This is a genomic window from Streptomyces davaonensis JCM 4913 (assembly GCF_000349325.1).
GTDB lineage: Bacteria > Actinomycetota > Actinomycetes > Streptomycetales > Streptomycetaceae > Streptomyces > Streptomyces davaonensis.
Genome location: NC_020504.1, coordinates 6795519 through 6810346, shown reverse-complemented (window position 1 = coordinate 6810346; position 14828 = coordinate 6795519). Strand labels below are relative to the sequence as shown.

Sequence of the window (14828 nt, the reverse complement as noted above, 5' to 3'; positions counted from 1 at the left end):
TCCGGTTCGGACTCCCTCACTCGCCCCGTAGGCCACTTCCCAGAATAGAACTCCCGCGGGTGGATGAAAAGGGAAAATATCTCCCAATTCCCTCCTAATCCTCCGGCGGGAAGACCGGCTCCCCACTCCCCAGCAGCGTGATCACGATCGCCTCCACCGGACAGCTCTCCGCCGCCGCCAGAACCCCTTCCGCCGCGTCCATCTCGGGCTCGGTCGGATGGGACTGGCGGGCGGTGTCGAGGCGGAATCCGTCAGGGGCGCGGTGGACGCACTGGGCCGAGCCGATGCACACCGACCGGTCGACCTCGACGTGCCAGCGGTCTCCCATCCCCCTTACGCCTCCCAGCCCGCGGGGAGGTGGATCATCTTGTGCTCGAGGTACTCGCCGTAGCCCTCGGGCCCGAACTCCCGCCCCAGACCGGAGTTCTTGTAGCCGCCGAAGGGGCCGAGCATGTCGAGGCTGAAGGTGTTGACCGAGTAGGTGCCAGTACGGACCTGGCGGGCGACCTCGATGCCGCGTGCGACGTCGGCGGTCCAGACGCTGCCGGAGAGCCCGTAGTCGGAATCATTGGCGATCTTCACGGCCTCGTTCTCGTCGCCGTAGGGCAGCAGGCAGATGACCGGGCCGAAGATCTCCTCGCGGGCGATCCGCATGGAGTTGTCGACGTCCCCGAAGAGCGTCGGCTCGACGTACCAGCCGCGATCCCGGCCCGGTGGCCGTCCGCCGCCGGTGAGGATCTTGGCGCCCTCCTCCTGGCCGATGCGGATGTAGTCGAGGTTGCGCTGCTGCTGGCGCCGGGCGACCAGCGGGCCGACCTGGGTGGCCGGGTCGAGGGGGTCGCCGACGACGAGGGCGTTCGCGGCGGCGGCGAGGGCCTCGGCGAACTCGTCGTAGCGGGAGCGCGGCAGGAGGATGCGGGTCTGCGCCACACAGGCCTGGCCGTTGTTCATCCAGGCCGCGGGGACGATCCCGGCCACCGCCGCCTCGACGTCCGCGTCCGGCAGCACGACCGCGGCGGACTTGCCGCCCAGCTCAAGGGTGACGCGGGTGAGATTACGGGCGGCGACCTCCATGACGCGCTTCCCGGCGGCGACGGATCCGGTGAAGGAGACCTTGTCGACACCGGGATGCCCGACCAGGTACTCGCTGGTCTCCCGGTCGGCGGGCAGGATCGACAGCACGCCCTCCGGCAGCCCGGCCTCGGTCGCGATCTCGGCGAGGAGGTAGGCGTCCAGGGGCGATTCGGGCGACGGCTTGAGAACGACGGTGCAGCCGGTGAGCAGCGCGGGGGCGAGCTTGGCGGCGGCGACGAACTGGGGAACGTTCCAAGGGACCACGGCCGCCACGACACCGACCGGCTCCCGGCGGACGAGGATCTTGCCGAGGACTCCGTCGCGGTATTCCTCGTACGGGAAGCTCCGCGCGACCGTGATCGCCGAGTCCCACACCATCATCGCGCCGAGCGCCTGCGCGAGGACGCTCCAGGAGTACGGGGAGCCGTTCTCGGAGGAGATGACCCGGGCGATCTCCTCGTGCCGCACGGCGATGGCGTCCTTGATCCGGCTGACCACCTCGATCCGCTCGTCGAGGCTCATCCGAGGCCAGGGCCCCTCGTCGAAGGCCCGGCGCGCCACGGCCACCGCCCGGTCGACATCGGCGGGGGACGCGTGCGGCACCCGCCCGATGACCTCCTCCGTGTGCGGCGAGATCACCTCGATGACGTCCTTGCCGAGGGGGTCGGTCAACTCCCCGCCGATGAACAGCTGTCCGTGTTCCACGAGCTCGGTCATGGCCGACGCCTCCAGCTTCGCAAGGTGGAGTGCTTGATTTCTGACGCTGCTTCAGAACTGATACCAGTTCTAGTTATAGTGAGCAATGGCCGCGAGGCGGAGGGCAGATGACGAACACGCACGACCACGGCGGGGGCGTACGGTCCGTTCGGGTGCCCATCCCGGACAACCCCCTCGGGCACACGCTGGTGTACGTGGTGGACACCGACCGCGGGCCGGTGCTGATCGACACCGGGTGGGACGACCCGGCCTCCTGGGACACGCTCGCCGACGGGCTGGCCGCCTGCGGGACCGCGCCCGCCGAGATCCACGGTGTGGTCATCACCCACCATCACCCCGACCACCACGGCCTGTCCGGCAAGGTGCGCGAGGCGTCCGGCGCCTGGATCGCGATGCACGCGGCGGACGCGGCGATCGTGCGCCGTACGCGATCGGCCGAACCCGAGCGCTGGTTCACGTACATGGCGGCCAAGCTCACGGCGGCCGGCGCCCCGGAGGAGCATGTGGCGCCGTTGCGCGGCGCCCGCCGCCGTAATCTGCCCGGCCTCTCCCCCGCCCTCCCGGACCGCGAGATCGTCCCCGGTGACCTCCTCCCTCTTCCCGGCCGCCGCCTACGCGCCATCTGGACCCCCGGCCACACCCCGGGCCATGTCTGTCTGCACCTGGAGGAGGCCCACCCCGCCGGACTCCCCGGCAACGGCCGCCTGTTCTCCGGCGACCACGTCCTCCCGGAGATCACCCCCCACATCGGCCTCTACGAGGACCCCGACGACGCGACGATCACCGACCCCCTCGGCGACTACCTCGACTCCCTCGAACGCGTCGCCCGTCTCTCCCCCGCCGAGATCCTCCCGGCCCACCAACACCCCTTCACCGACGCCGGAACCCGCGTCGCCGACCTCCTCACCCACCACGAGTCCCGGCTCACCGACCTCCTCTCCCTCCTCTCCGATCCCCTCACCGCCTGGCAGCTCGCCGAGCGCATGGAGTGGAACCGCCCCTGGGACCAAATCCCTTACGGATCAAGGAACATCGCGGTGTCGGAGGCCGAGTCGCACTTGCGCCGACTGGTGAAGCTGGGCCGGGCGGAGGCCGTGGCGGGGAGTAATCCGGTGACGTACACGGCCGTTTGAGGGTTTAGTACGTGATCATGGAATCCCTGTACGCCGAGCGCGCCTGCGAGCGTCTCGTCATCGACTTCGTCCACCGCCTCGACCTCGGTGAACCGGCCTCCGTGGCCGAGCTGTTCACCGAGGACGGCACCTGGGAGTGGCCCGCGGGCGACCGGATGGTCAAGGGCCGACCGGCGCTGGGCGAGTACTTCGGCGCCCGCCCCGCCGACCGTCTCTCGCGCCGCCTGATGTCCAACATCCTCGTCACGGTGACGTCCCCGGACACGGCGACGGCGACCTCGTACTTCACGACGTACCGCGTCGACGGCTTCGAGGGCGGCCTGGTCCCGCCCGGCTCCCCGGTCCAAGTGGGCCACTACGAGGACGAGTTCCGCAGACAGTCCGACGGCACCTGGCTCCTGTCGGCCCGGGTCCTCCACCTGGCCTTCGCCGGACCGACGCCGCGCGCCTAGCCCATGAACGATCGCACCAACTCCTCCGCCTCCCCGAGGACTTCGACCTCCCGGGCCGTCATCGTCGGATTGGCGGCGCGACGGCGCCGGGCCTCGGTGAGGCCGTTCTCGGTGAGGTCGGAGGGGTCGGCCAGGAGGGCCGCCAGGGTCGCGCGTACCGGGACGGCGAGGTGCTCGTCCACCACTGCCGCCTGCGCGAGGATCACCGCCGACATGCCCCAGTCCAGGCCCGGTTCGCCCTCCTCGGCGTTGGTCCAGTCGATGACGACGGGACCGTCGGGGGTGAGCATGACGTTGTCCGGGTGGAGGTCCAGGTGGATCACGCGGCCGGGGACGGCGTGCAACCGCCGCAGCAGCCGGGCCAGCGTCTCCCCCGCCTCCTGCGGGCCGATCCGCCCCGCCCCGAACGCCTCCAGCATCGTCGGCCCGTGCAGCCGCTCCATGACCAGTTCGGTGCGCGTGCAGTCCGCGCGGCGTACCCGCGGCACCGGGTAGCCGTGCCCGCGCAGGCGTTCCATCAGGGCTGCCTCCGCGACCCCGTCGCCGTACCCCTCCCGGTCCCGGCGCAGCACCCACCCCTCGCCTATGTCGTACACGTCCGACGCCCGTCCCGAGCCGATCAAGATCCCCATGGGCGTGAACCTACCCCGCCCCCAACCTCCCCTCAGTCGTTTCCCTACGGGCCGGTAGAGTGGCCGCGTCGTCATCACACCCGTACGGGGGGAAGCCGGTGCAAATCCGGCGCTGACCCGCAACCGTGAGCAGCCAGCACAGGGCTGCGAGCCGGACTGCCCCGCACGGGAAAGTGAACGGCTCACGTGCGTCGGCAGCCCGTCGGCGTACGGCACCGTCGAGGTCTACGGAGCCGAGCCGCCCGGGGTGCTCCCGTGCTGCCCGACTCCCTTCAGGGAGAGGCACCCGCCGATCATGAACGTCCGCCGCAGCGCCGCGGTCCTGGCCGCCACCGCCGTGATCGGCCTGGCCACCCCCGCCGTCACCGCCGCAGCCGCCCCGTCCCCGTCGCCGTCCGTGGCGATCCCGTCCGGGCTCTACGGCACGACCGACCCGACGTACGACGGCGTCTGGCGCCAGTCCCTCGCCCTGATCGCCCAGCACCGCACCGACGTCGTACCCGCAGACAAGGCGGTGGACTGGCTGCTCGGCCAGCAGTGCGCGAACGGCGCGTTCGCCGCGTTCCGTGCCGACGCCGCCAAGGACTGTGACGCCAAGGTCGTGGTCGACACCAACAGCACCGCCGCCGCGGCCCAGGCGCTGTCCGTGCTGGACGACGGGGCGCATCTGACGCAGGCGCAGAAGGCCACGGAGTGGCTGAAGAGCATGCAGAACAAGGACGGTGGCTGGGGCTACACCGCGGGCGGGGCGAGCGACGCGAACTCGACGGCCGTCGTGGCCGGTGCCCTCGCGGCCGTGGGCCAGGACCCCGACACCGTGGTGAACGGCGGCAAGTCCGCCTTCGACGCGCTGCGCGAGTTCGCCCTGTCGTGCGATGACGGCGGCGCGTTCGGCTACCAGCCGGACAAGAAGGGCAAGCTGGCCGCCAACGCGGACGCGACGGCGGCGGCCGTGGTCGGCATCAAGGGCATGGGCATGGTGACCGAGAAGGCCGCCGCCGACACCGACCTCGGCTGCGCCGACGCCACCAAGCCGGCGCCGGACCAGGCCGCCGCCAACGGCGCGTCCTACCTCGCCGAGACCATGAGGAAGGACGGCTACCTGTTGTCCGTCCTGCCCGGGGCCGAGGACCAGCCCGACTACGGCAACACCGCCGACGCGGTCGTCGCCCTCGCGGTGACCGGCGGTCCGAAGGCGGCCCGGCAGCCCCTGACCTGGCTGGAGAAGAACTCCGCGGACTGGGCGAAGCAGAGCGGTCCCGCCGCCTACGCCCAGCTGATCCTCGCGGCGGACACGGCGGGCGCCGACCCGCGTGACTTCGGCGGCGCGGACCTGGTCGCACAGCTCAACGCGACGGGGCCGGAGCCGAAGACGGCGGCATCGGCCGCGGCATCGGAGACGGCCGAGGAGAAGAAGGACGAGGACGACGGTGGCGTCAGCGTGTGGTGGATCGTCGGCGTGGGCCTGGTCGCGGGTATCGGCGTGGGCTTCCTGTTCAGCGGCCGCAACAAGGGTCGGCAGCAGTGATACGCCGGGCGTGCGCCGTTCTGCTGGCGGCCCTGTTCTTCGGTGTGGCGACCCCGGCGCAGGCGGCGACCTACCGCTACTGGTCCTTCTGGGACCGCGACGGCTCGACGTGGGTGTACGCCACCCAGGGCCCGTCCGTATCGGTCCCGTCGGACGGTGACGTCAAGGGCTTCCGCTTCGCCCTGAGCGAGGACTCGGCGGACGCCGCCCAGCCGCGCGGAACGGCCACCTTCGGCACGATCTGCGCACGGACGCCCGCGAAGGACGGCCAGAAGCGAGTGGCCCTGGTCCTCGACTTCGGCACCCCGAAGGACGCCCCGTCCGGCGAAACCCCGCCGAAGCTCCGAACGGCCTGCGCGCAGGTGGCGGAGGACGCCACGACGGCAGAGGCCCTGGCCAAGGTCGCCAAGCCCCTGCGCTACGACTCGAACGCCCTGCTGTGCGCGATCGAGGGCTACCCGAGCGCGGGTTGCGGAGACGAGATCAGCAAGCCCACGACCAAGAACACGGACAACGACGGCAACTCCCCGTCCCTGGGCCTGTGGGCAGGAGCGGCAGGCGTGGCGGCCCTGGGAGCGGCGGCACTCTGGCAGTCACGCCGACGCCGGAATGCATAACCAACGGAACCAGCCCCTGCACCCCGGCGCCTGGTGGCTCTGGGCCCTCGCGCTGGGTGCCGCGGCGACCCGTACCACCAACCCCCTCCTCCTCGCCCTCCTCATCGCGACGTCCGCCTACGTCGTGGCGAGCTGCCGGCAGAACACGCCCTGGTCCCGCTCCTACAACGCCTTCCTCAAGCTCGCCCTCGCCGTGATCGTCATCCGCATGGCCTTCGCGGTCCTCCTGGGCTCCCCCATCCCCGGCACCCACACCCTCTTCACCCTCCCCGAAATCCCCCTCCCCGACTGGGCCCAGGGCATCCGCCTGGGCGGCCGGGTGCACGCCGAGGCGGTCGTCTTCGCCTTCTACGACGGCCTCAGACTGGCCACGCTCCTCATCTGCGTCGGCGCAGCGAACGCCCTCGCCAACCCCACCCGCCTCCTGAAATGCCTCCCCGGCGCCCTGTACGAGATAGGCGTCGCGGTGGTCGTCGCCCTCACCTTCGCCCCCAACCTCATCGCGGACGTCCAGCGCCTACGAGCCGCCCGCCGCCTGCGAGGCCGCCCGGACCGGGGCATCAAGGGACTCCTCCAGGTCGGACTCCCCGTACTGGAAGGCGCCCTGGAACGCTCGGTCTCCCTCGCCGCCGCGATGGACGCCCGCGGCTACGGCCGTACCGCCGACGTCCCGCCCGCCGTGCGCCGTACGACCACCGCCCTCACCCTCGGCGGCCTGCTCGGCGTCTGCGCCGGAACCTACGGAGTCCTCACCGCGGAAGGCGGCACCTACGGCCTGCCCGTCCTCCTCACCGGCCTCACCGCGGCCCTGTTCGGCCTGCGCCTGGGCGGCCGCCGAGCCGTCCGTACCCGCTACCGCCCCGACCCGTGGGACGCCCGGGCCTGGCTGGTCACGGCCTCCGGCGTAGCGGTCACCGCGCTGATGTTCCTGGCCGCGGCGGAGGCGCCCACCGCCATGGAACCGAGCGTGATCCCGCTGACTGCGCCCGCCCTCCCCCTCTGGCCGGCCGCGGCGATCCTCATCGGCCTGCTCCCGGCAGCCATAGCCCCTGCGAACGCCAACGCCCCCAAGGAGCCGTCGTGATCCGCTTCGAGAACGTCTCCGTGACGTACGACGGCCACACCGAACCCACCGTCCGGGGCGTCGACTTCGAGATCCCGGAAGGCGAACTCGTCCTCCTCGTCGGCCCGTCCGGCGTGGGCAAGTCCACGGTCCTCGGCGCGGTCAGCGGCCTCGTCCCGCACTTCACCGGCGGCACCCTCCGCGGCCGTGTCACGGTCGCCGGCCGCGACACCCGTACCCACAAGCCGCGCGAACTGGCGGACGTGGTCGGCACGGTGGGCCAGGATCCGCTGTCCCATTTCGTCACGGACACGGTCGAGGACGAACTCGCGTACGGCATGGAGTCCTTGGGCCTCGCCCCCGACGTGATGCGCCGCCGCGTGGAGGAAACCCTGGACCTCCTGGGCCTGGCCGACCTCCGGGACCGCCCGATCACCACCCTCTCCGGCGGCCAGCAGCAACGCGTGGCGATCGGCTCGGTCCTCACCCCCCACCCCCAGGTCCTGATCCTCGACGAACCCACGTCGGCCCTGGACCCCGCGGCGGCCGAGGAGGTCCTGGCAGTCCTCCAACGCCTGGTCCACGATCTGGGGACAACGGTCCTTATGGCCGAGCACCGCCTGGAACGAGTGATCCAGTACGCGGACCAGGTGGCCCTGCTTCCGTCCCCGGGTGCAGCGCCGACCGTAGGCACACCGGCAGAGATCATGGCCATCTCCCCCGTGACCCCACCGGTAGTAGAACTGGGCAAACTGGCGGGCTGGTCCCCTCTCCCCTTGACGGTGAGGGACGCCCGCCGAAGGGCAGCAGCACTCCGGGAACAGCTTGAGACGCGGAACTTCAGTGTCCCTAAGTGGCGCGGGGAACTACGCGACCAGCCCCCCACAACCCGCACCCGCCGCCGCTGGTTCACCCGCACCCCCCAGCCCGCGCCCCAAAGCCCCCACACCGCCGAAGTCAAAGACCTAACAGTCACCCGAGCCCAAATCCGCGCCCTCCACCACGTCACCCTCACCATCACCCCCGGCGAAACCATCGCCCTCATGGGCCGCAACGGCGCCGGAAAATCCACCCTGCTCAACAGCCTCGTAGGCCTGATCCCACCCACCACCGGCACAGTCACCGTCGGCGGCAGAACCCCACACCGCACTCCACCCCCCACCCTGATCCAAAGCGTCGGCCTGGTCCCCCAGGAACCCCTGGACCTCCTCTACGCCGACACAGTCGCCGCCGAATGCGCGGCCGCCGACACCGACACCGCCGCACCCCCCGGCACCTGCCGCGACCTCGTCACACAACTACTCCCAGGCGTCGCGGACGACACCCACCCCAGGGATCTCTCGGAAGGCCAGCGCCTGGCCCTCGCGCTGGCCATCGTCCTGACCGCCCGCCCACCCCTCCTGCTCCTCGACGAACCGACCCGCGGCCTGGACTACGCCGCGAAGGCCCGCCTGGTCACCGTCCTGGGCGACCTCGCGGCGAAGGGCCACGCCATCGTGCTGGCCACCCACGACGTGGAACTCGCCGCAGAGCTGGCCGACCGCGTCGTCCTGCTGGCCGAGGGCGAGGTGATCGCCGACGGTCCGACGGCGGAGGTAGTCGTCTCCTCCCCCTCCTTCGCCCCGCAGATCACCAAGATCCTCGCCCCCCAGCACTGGCTCACGGTCACCCAGGTCAAGCAGGCCCTCGCATGAAGCCGCCCCCGCAGACCAGGACCACCCCCCAGGCCCGCCCCATCCGCCTGGGCCCTCGCTCTCTCCTCACTCTCACCCTCGTCAGCGCCGTAGGCCTGGCCGCCCTCGGCTGGCCCCTCTTCGCCCCGCCCACTTCCCAGGTCAGCGCCCACTCCCAGGACGCACCCTGGCTCTTCGCGGGCCTGCTGGTCCTCCTCGTGGCGGTGGTCGCCGCGACGATCGCGGAGTCCGGCCTGGGCCCCAAGGCCGTGGCCATGCTCGGCGTACTCGCCGCGACCGGGGCCGCCCTGCGCCCCCTCGGCGCGGGCACCGCCGGCATCGAGCCGATGTTCTTCCTGATGCTGCTGAGCGGACGTGTCCTCGGTCCGGGCTTCGGCTTCGTCCTCGGCTCGCTCAGCATGTTCGCGTCCGCCCTGCTCACCGGCGGGGTCGGCCCTTGGATGCCGTTCCAGATGCTGGCGATGGGCTGGTTCACGATGGGCGCGGGTCTGCTCCCCGGCCCCGATCGCATCCGTGGGCACGCGGAGCGCCTGATGATCGCGGCGTACGGCTTCCTCGCGGCGTTCGCCTACGGCGCGCTGACGAACCTCGCGGGCTGGCCCTTCATCCACCGGCTCGCCTCGAACATCGCCTTCGACCCCGACGCGGGCGTCCCCGCCAATCTGGCCCGCTTCATCGCGTACTGCCTGGCCACCTCCCTCGGCTGGGACCTGGGCCGCGCCCTGGTGACCGTGGTCCTGACGCTCACCCTGGGCCCGGCGATCCTCAAGGCGCTGCGCCGGGCGACGCGGCGGGCGGCATTCGAGGCCCCGGTCACATTCCACGACCCCGCTCGGTGACGGGCCCCGAACAGACTGCCAGCGCCACGGTGAACCACCCCACATGACCCACATCACCTACGAACCAGCCTAGTGGGACAAACCGGACGCCATGCCCACGCCAAAATCGCGCCTGACCTGCACATTGAGAGCCGCGTCACACGAGAAGCGTGTACCCCACATACGACCACAACTAGCAAAAGCGGTCATTGCGGACGCCCTCCCGGCCTGTTTCTCTGGATGACGTCGCACGGCGCCGACGAGCCCCACGGGCCTCGGCGCCAACGCATGTCACCGCCACACCGCGTGGTTCCGGCATACAGCGACCGCCCCGTCCCCGACGAAAGGTCACCGCCTTGTCCGCCGCTTCCTTCCTCCGCAGCATCGCCACTCCGAAGAAGGCCCTCGCCGGTACCGCCGTGGCTGTTGCCGCCACCGGCGCGATCTTCGCCGCGGCGCCCGCGCAGGCCGCCACGACCGGGGCCTCCTCCGCTCAGGCGACCGCGAAGAAGATGATCGGCGACTCGGCCCAGTACCAGTGCTTCTCCAAGATCGTCGAGCACGAGAGCGGCTGGGACGTGAACGCCACCAACGCCTCGTCCGGCGCCTACGGCCTCGTCCAGGCCCTGCCGGGCTCGAAGATGGCCTCCGCCGGCTCCGACTGGAAGACCAACCCCGCCACCCAGATCGAGTGGGGCGTCGACTACATGAAGGACCGCTACGGCAGCGCCTGTGGCGCCTGGAACTTCTGGCAGGCCAACGGCTGGTACTGAGCCGCGGCCACGAGCCACCCATAACGCACGAAGCGCCCCCCGGGTTGACCAACCCGGGGGGCGCTTCCGCATTCGTTCAGACAACCTTCACCGAAGCAGCGGACATTAGTGTGTGCCGCACAGTATTGTGTCTTGCGTGTCCGTAGATGAACTAACCCTCAGCCAGGCCCAGGAGCTGCGGCGCGGAACGGTCGTGCTGGCCTGCCTCGCGCTGCTGCGGAAGCCGCAGTACGGCTACGCGCTCCTGGAAACGCTCAACGACGCAGGGGTGTTGGTCGACGGCAACACCCTCTACCCCTTGCTGCGTCGGCTGGAGAAACAGGGCCTGCTCACGAGCGAGTGGAACACCGACGAACCCCGACCCCGGAAGTACTACCAGGTCAGCCCCGACGGGTCCCTGGTCGGCGCCGGACTCGTGCGCGAGTGGCACGACCTCGTCGCCTCGATTTCTCGACTCACCAAGGAGGACCGATGACTACGAGCAGCCTCACGGACCGCTATGTGCACGAGGTCGTGCGGCGGCTCCCGGCCGAGCACCGGGGCGACATCGCCCTGGAACTGCGCGCCACCATCGCGGACACGGCCGAGGGGCGCAACCCGGCCGATCCGCGGGCGGCGGAGCGCGAGGTGCTCAGCGAACTGGGGGATCCGGTCAGGTACGCGGCCCGGTACACCGAGCGGCCGCTCGCCCTGATCGGGGCCGACCTGTACCCCGCGTACATGCGGCTGATGAAGACCCTGCTCTGCACGGTGCTTCCGGCGGTCACCGTCGGATTCGTCGCGCTGGACATCGCCGACGGCCGCGGCTTCGGCGACGCCGTCGGCAGCGGTATCGGCACTCTGTTGACGGTCGGCGCCCAGATCGTCGCCGTCCTCACCGTGGTGTTCGCCGTGACCGAGCGGGTACGGCACCGCGCGGACACGGTGGACGCCGACTCCTGGACCCCGGACGACCTGCCCGAGGCACCGGAGCCGGACAAGGGCGGTCCCGTGGCCGTCGCCGGGGCGGTGTGGGACGCCCTGCTGTTCGGGCTGATCGTCTGGCAGCACAGCGCACAGCCCTACCGGGTGGACGGCGAGGGCATCGAGGTGCTCGACCCGGAGCTGTGGTCGGGCTGGATCTGGCCGGTGCTCATCGGTCTCGCCGGTCTGGTCGCGGTCGGACTCGCCCGGGCGGCCGCGCGGGGCTGGACCATGCGTCTGGTCGGCTGGTACGCCGCAGCCCAGGCCCTGTTCACGCTGTCGCTGGCCTGGATCCTTCAGCAACAACTGCTCCTCAACCCGGAGTTCCTGGCGGACGCCGAGACGCTCTTCGACTCCGGGGATGCCGTCTACAGCGGCGCGGCGCTGCTCGTGATCCTCATCGGCGCGAGCGGAGTGGCCAAGGCCTTCCGGGCGGTCCGCAGCCGGTAGCAGCGGGACACGGGACATAAGGAGGGGCTGTCCGGCCGTACGGCCGGACAGCCCCTTCGTCATGTGCGCAGTCACTGTTCCAGCAGGGACTGCTTGATCCGGGTCCGGTCGACCTTGCCGGTGGAGGTCCTCGGCAGTGCAGTGGTCACCAGCTCGAACACGGCGGGGACGGCCGCTCGCACGGTGCGCTGGGCGCAGTACTGGCGCAGGGTCAGTACGCCCACGGAGCCGGGCTCGGTCAGGCGCAGTTGAGCGTGCAGGCGGTGGCCCGCGACCGGGTCGGGCAGCGCGACCACGGCGGCCTCGGCCACCGCGGGGTGGTCGAGCAGGATGCCCTCGACGCTCTGGGTGCTGACCTGGAACCCACGCACCTTCACCAGGAAGTCCCGGCGTCCGAGCACGCTCAGGGAGCCGTCCTCGTGCCGGGTGGCGATGTCACCGCTGCGGTAGTAGAGGAGCCCGGGGTCGCCGTCCGGGTGCGGGCCGAACTTCTCCTCGTTCGGCGAGTTCAGGTAACCCGTGGTCTGGAAGGGGGTGTTGACCAGCAGCTCGCCCTGTCCCGGTCCGGTCAGCGCGCGGCCGTCCCCGTCCACGAGCAGCCAGTTCACGCCGGGCAGCGGTCGGCCGATCGGCAGCGGGGCGGTCACCGGGCCGTCGCGGTCCACCTCGTGCAGGAAGCTGTTGTTCGTCTCCGTGCAGCCGTAGTTGTTGTACCAGCGGGCCTCGGGGAAGACCGGGGCGAGGTCGTCCAGCAGGCGTGCGGGGAAGGACTCGCCCGCGAAGACGAGGTGTTCCGGGCCGTCCAGCGGCTCGCCTCCGGCCGCCTCGACGAGTAGTTGGAACAGCAGCGGCACGCCCTGGACCACCTGCACTCCGTGGCCGGTCACGAGTTCGCGCAGATACGTCTCCGAGGTGCCCCGGTCGGGGTCGACCATGACGACGGTGCCGCCGTAGGCCAGCGTGGACCACACGTCCAGAAGGCACAGGTCGAAGTTGAGGGGGGCGTAGTTGAGGACCCGGGTGCCGTTCGTGATGCCGAAGGTCTCGGCTGCCCAGGCGGCGAACCGGGTGACCGCCCCGTACGAGATCGGGACGATCTTGGGTACGCCGGTCGAGCCGGAGGTCGTGAGCATGAACCCGATGGCGTCGGGGTCCACCGGCGCCGGCTGCTCCTGTTGCGGTGCGGCGCCGGTCCACCCGGCGGCCGGGTGCACCACCGCGTCGATCATCGGGCCGTCGACGGTCCCGAAGATCTGGCGGCAACCCGCTTGGTGGTAAAGCTCTTTGAGCGGGATGTCGGGCAGTTCGTGGGAGGGCAGCAGAAAGCTGCGGCCCGCCATGAGGCAGCCCAGCACCAGGGCGACGGCCTCCGGCGACTTCCGCACCCGCAGGCCCACGGGGCCTTCGGTGTCCAGGGCCGCGGCGGTCACCTGGGCGCGGGCCCGGCAGGCCATGGCGTACAGCTCGCCGTAGCCGATCGCCTGGTTCTCCCAGATGAGGGCGGGGACGGACGGCGCGGCGGCCGCGCGGGCGGCGAACGCCGTCACGAACGACTGGGTCATCCCCGCCCCCCGGTGGTCGCGCGGGCGGCGGTGAGCTGGATGGCGTGTACGGAGCGGAAGTTGCGGCTGGTGAGTTCCTCGTCGGGGAGACGCAGGCCGTAGCGCTCCTCCAGCCAGGCGGCGATGTGCAGCACACCGAGGCTGTCGATCACCGCGCTGGCCAACAGGTCGTAGTCGGCTTCGAGTTCACGGCGGTCGACGCCGGGCAGGAACCGCTCGACGACGAAGGCGGCGATGTCGTCCTCGGGGATGGTCAGGGGCGGCGCCGGCGCGGTGTGGGGTTCGGCTGGCATGGGGGGTTTCCTTTCACTTTGTCACACTTCTAGCAACGTGCAGAACCAGTGCATGCCGGGAGACGCGGCACCGGCGAGCGCCACGAGGTCTCCCTTGGCCAGCTCGCCGGACTCCAGGTGCCGCCACAGGCACACGAGTTGGTCGGCGGCCCCCATGTGGCCCAGTTCGCGGGCCTGCCTGGCGTTGGTGCGCTCCAAGGGAAGTCCGACGGTGTCGGCGACCGCCCGGAACGTCTGCTGGTTGTCGTTGAGGTAGACGAGCCGGGCCAGTTCGGCGCGGTCCCGTCCGGCGCGGGCCAGGGCGGCGTCGACGACGTCCGCGAGCCGGGTGGTGTTCTCCTTCAGGAACGCCTGGAACCGTGCCGGGTCCCGGTCGAAGTGCCGGTAGACCGACACCATGGGGTCCAGGTCCCGGTGGGTGCTGCCCGCGGGCGGCACGGGTACGGCCGAGCCGCCGTACTCGATGCGGAAGAGGTCCGCGTACTCGGGGTTCGTCACCTGCGCGGAGGAGAGCCGGCACAGCCGGGGATACCCGCGGCGCAGGACGACGGCGACGGCGCCGTCGCTCGCGATGCAGCCGTTGAAGTCCATGCGGTTGCTGTGGGCCTCGCTGTGCACGTTGACCAGGATCAGCAGCGCGGTCTCGGTGCCGGGATCGAGGGCCATGGCGCCGGCGACATGGTCGAGCGCCGGCGCCCAGGCGGCGCACGCCTGCGTGAACAGCACCGTCGGTGTGGAGCCCGCCCCGAGGGCCCGCGCCACCGCCGCCGAGGGGTCCCAGCCCAGGTATTCCGGGACGTCGGAGTGGCCGACGACGATCAGGTCGATGTCGGCGATGTCCAGGTCCGCGTTCTCCAGGGCTTCCCGGGCGGCGCCGGCCGCGAGGTCGGTCGCGGTGACGCCGTCGGCCACACGGTGGTAGGTCGTGTAGCCGAGCCTGCCCACGGCCTCCGGGTCGGGCACGTACGCGGCGGCCGTGTCGGCCACGGCCTGTGGTGTGCCGAAGGCCGTGCCCGCCGCGATGATGCCCGGCCGCGCTGCGTTGCTCACGTGTCGTCC

General features: G+C 71.2%; 16 protein-coding genes. 10 read left to right on the top strand and 6 right to left on the bottom strand.

Annotation, left to right across the window (positions count from 1 at the left end; translation table 11 throughout):
* Positions 1-94: 94 nt before the first annotated feature.
* Both BN159_RS30075 and BN159_RS30070 read right to left on the bottom strand, forming a co-directional pair.
* Complete coding sequence (locus BN159_RS30075; protein WP_015660788.1) at positions 95-328, bottom strand: ferredoxin; 234 nt, start codon at positions 326-328, stop codon at positions 95-97.
* 5 nt (positions 329-333) lie between these two features.
* The gene (locus BN159_RS30070; protein WP_015660787.1) at positions 334-1791 is read right to left on the bottom strand and encodes an aldehyde dehydrogenase; all 1458 of its coding nucleotides are present in this window, start codon (positions 1789-1791) and stop codon (positions 334-336) included.
* Positions 1792-1898: 107 nt separating this feature from the next.
* On the opposite strand from BN159_RS30070, the gene BN159_RS30065 reads away from it, so the two are divergent.
* Both BN159_RS30065 and BN159_RS30060 read left to right on the top strand, forming a co-directional pair.
* Positions 1899-2924: an MBL fold metallo-hydrolase gene (locus BN159_RS30065; RefSeq protein ID WP_015660786.1), complete on the top strand. Its 1026-nt coding sequence runs from the start codon at positions 1899-1901 to the stop codon at positions 2922-2924.
* Positions 2925-2941: 17 nt separating this feature from the next.
* Positions 2942-3376 carry a nuclear transport factor 2 family protein gene (locus BN159_RS30060; protein WP_041822017.1) on the top strand — a complete coding sequence of 145 codons (435 nt, stop codon included), beginning with the start codon at positions 2942-2944 and terminating at the stop codon, positions 3374-3376.
* On the opposite strand, the gene BN159_RS30055 is transcribed toward BN159_RS30060, so the two are convergent.
* The gene (locus BN159_RS30055) at positions 3373-4008 is read right to left on the bottom strand and encodes a phosphotransferase (RefSeq protein ID WP_015660784.1); all 636 of its coding nucleotides are present in this window, start codon (positions 4006-4008) and stop codon (positions 3373-3375) included. The two genes, BN159_RS30060 and BN159_RS30055, sit on opposite strands and share 4 nt — an antisense overlap.
* A gap of 295 nt (positions 4009-4303) precedes the next feature.
* On the opposite strand from BN159_RS30055, the gene BN159_RS30050 reads away from it, so the two are divergent.
* From BN159_RS30050 to BN159_RS30015, 8 genes are all read left to right on the top strand, one after another.
* Positions 4304-5536 (top strand): prenyltransferase/squalene oxidase repeat-containing protein, encoded by a 1233-nt coding sequence (locus BN159_RS30050; RefSeq protein WP_015660783.1) that lies wholly within the window; start codon positions 4304-4306, stop codon positions 5534-5536.
* Positions 5533-6153: an SCO2322 family protein gene (locus BN159_RS47590; protein ID WP_015660782.1), complete on the top strand. Its 621-nt coding sequence runs from the start codon at positions 5533-5535 to the stop codon at positions 6151-6153. Before BN159_RS30050 ends, BN159_RS47590 begins: the two co-directional genes overlap by 4 nt.
* Positions 6146-7237, top strand: a complete 1092-nt coding sequence (locus BN159_RS30040; RefSeq protein ID WP_015660781.1) for a CbiQ family ECF transporter T component — start codon at positions 6146-6148, stop codon at positions 7235-7237. The genes BN159_RS47590 and BN159_RS30040 overlap by 8 nt, the downstream gene beginning before the upstream one ends.
* Positions 7234-8910, top strand: a complete 1677-nt coding sequence (locus BN159_RS30035) for an ABC transporter ATP-binding protein (protein ID WP_015660780.1) — start codon at positions 7234-7236, stop codon at positions 8908-8910. Before BN159_RS30040 ends, BN159_RS30035 begins: the two co-directional genes overlap by 4 nt.
* The gene (locus tag BN159_RS30030; RefSeq protein WP_015660779.1) at positions 8907-9749 is read left to right on the top strand and encodes an ECF transporter S component; all 843 of its coding nucleotides are present in this window, start codon (positions 8907-8909) and stop codon (positions 9747-9749) included. The genes BN159_RS30035 and BN159_RS30030 overlap by 4 nt, the downstream gene beginning before the upstream one ends.
* Positions 9750-10084: 335 nt before the next feature.
* Complete coding sequence (locus tag BN159_RS30025) at positions 10085-10501, top strand: aggregation-promoting factor C-terminal-like domain-containing protein (RefSeq protein ID WP_015660778.1); 417 nt, start codon at positions 10085-10087, stop codon at positions 10499-10501.
* Positions 10502-10637: 136 nt separating this feature from the next.
* Complete coding sequence (locus BN159_RS30020) at positions 10638-10976, top strand: PadR family transcriptional regulator (RefSeq protein ID WP_041820016.1); 339 nt, start codon at positions 10638-10640, stop codon at positions 10974-10976.
* Positions 10973-11914 carry an HAAS signaling domain-containing protein gene (locus BN159_RS30015; RefSeq protein WP_015660776.1) on the top strand — a complete coding sequence of 314 codons (942 nt, stop codon included), beginning with the start codon at positions 10973-10975 and terminating at the stop codon, positions 11912-11914. The genes BN159_RS30020 and BN159_RS30015 overlap by 4 nt, the downstream gene beginning before the upstream one ends.
* A 71-nt stretch (positions 11915-11985) precedes the next feature.
* Here the strand turns inward: BN159_RS30015 and BN159_RS30010 are convergent, their stop codons facing one another.
* The 3 genes from BN159_RS30010 to BN159_RS30000 are packed head-to-tail and all read right to left on the bottom strand — an operon-like array spanning position 11986 to position 14819.
* Positions 11986-13476 carry an AMP-binding protein gene (locus BN159_RS30010; protein ID WP_015660775.1) on the bottom strand — a complete coding sequence of 497 codons (1491 nt, stop codon included), beginning with the start codon at positions 13474-13476 and terminating at the stop codon, positions 11986-11988.
* The gene (locus BN159_RS30005; protein ID WP_015660774.1) at positions 13473-13769 is read right to left on the bottom strand and encodes an acyl carrier protein; all 297 of its coding nucleotides are present in this window, start codon (positions 13767-13769) and stop codon (positions 13473-13475) included. Before BN159_RS30005 ends, BN159_RS30010 begins: the two co-directional genes overlap by 4 nt.
* Positions 13770-13790: 21 nt before the next feature.
* Complete coding sequence (locus BN159_RS30000; RefSeq protein ID WP_015660773.1) at positions 13791-14819, bottom strand: 3-oxoacyl-ACP synthase III family protein; 1029 nt, start codon at positions 14817-14819, stop codon at positions 13791-13793.
* Between the last annotated feature and the right edge of the window lie 9 nt (positions 14820-14828).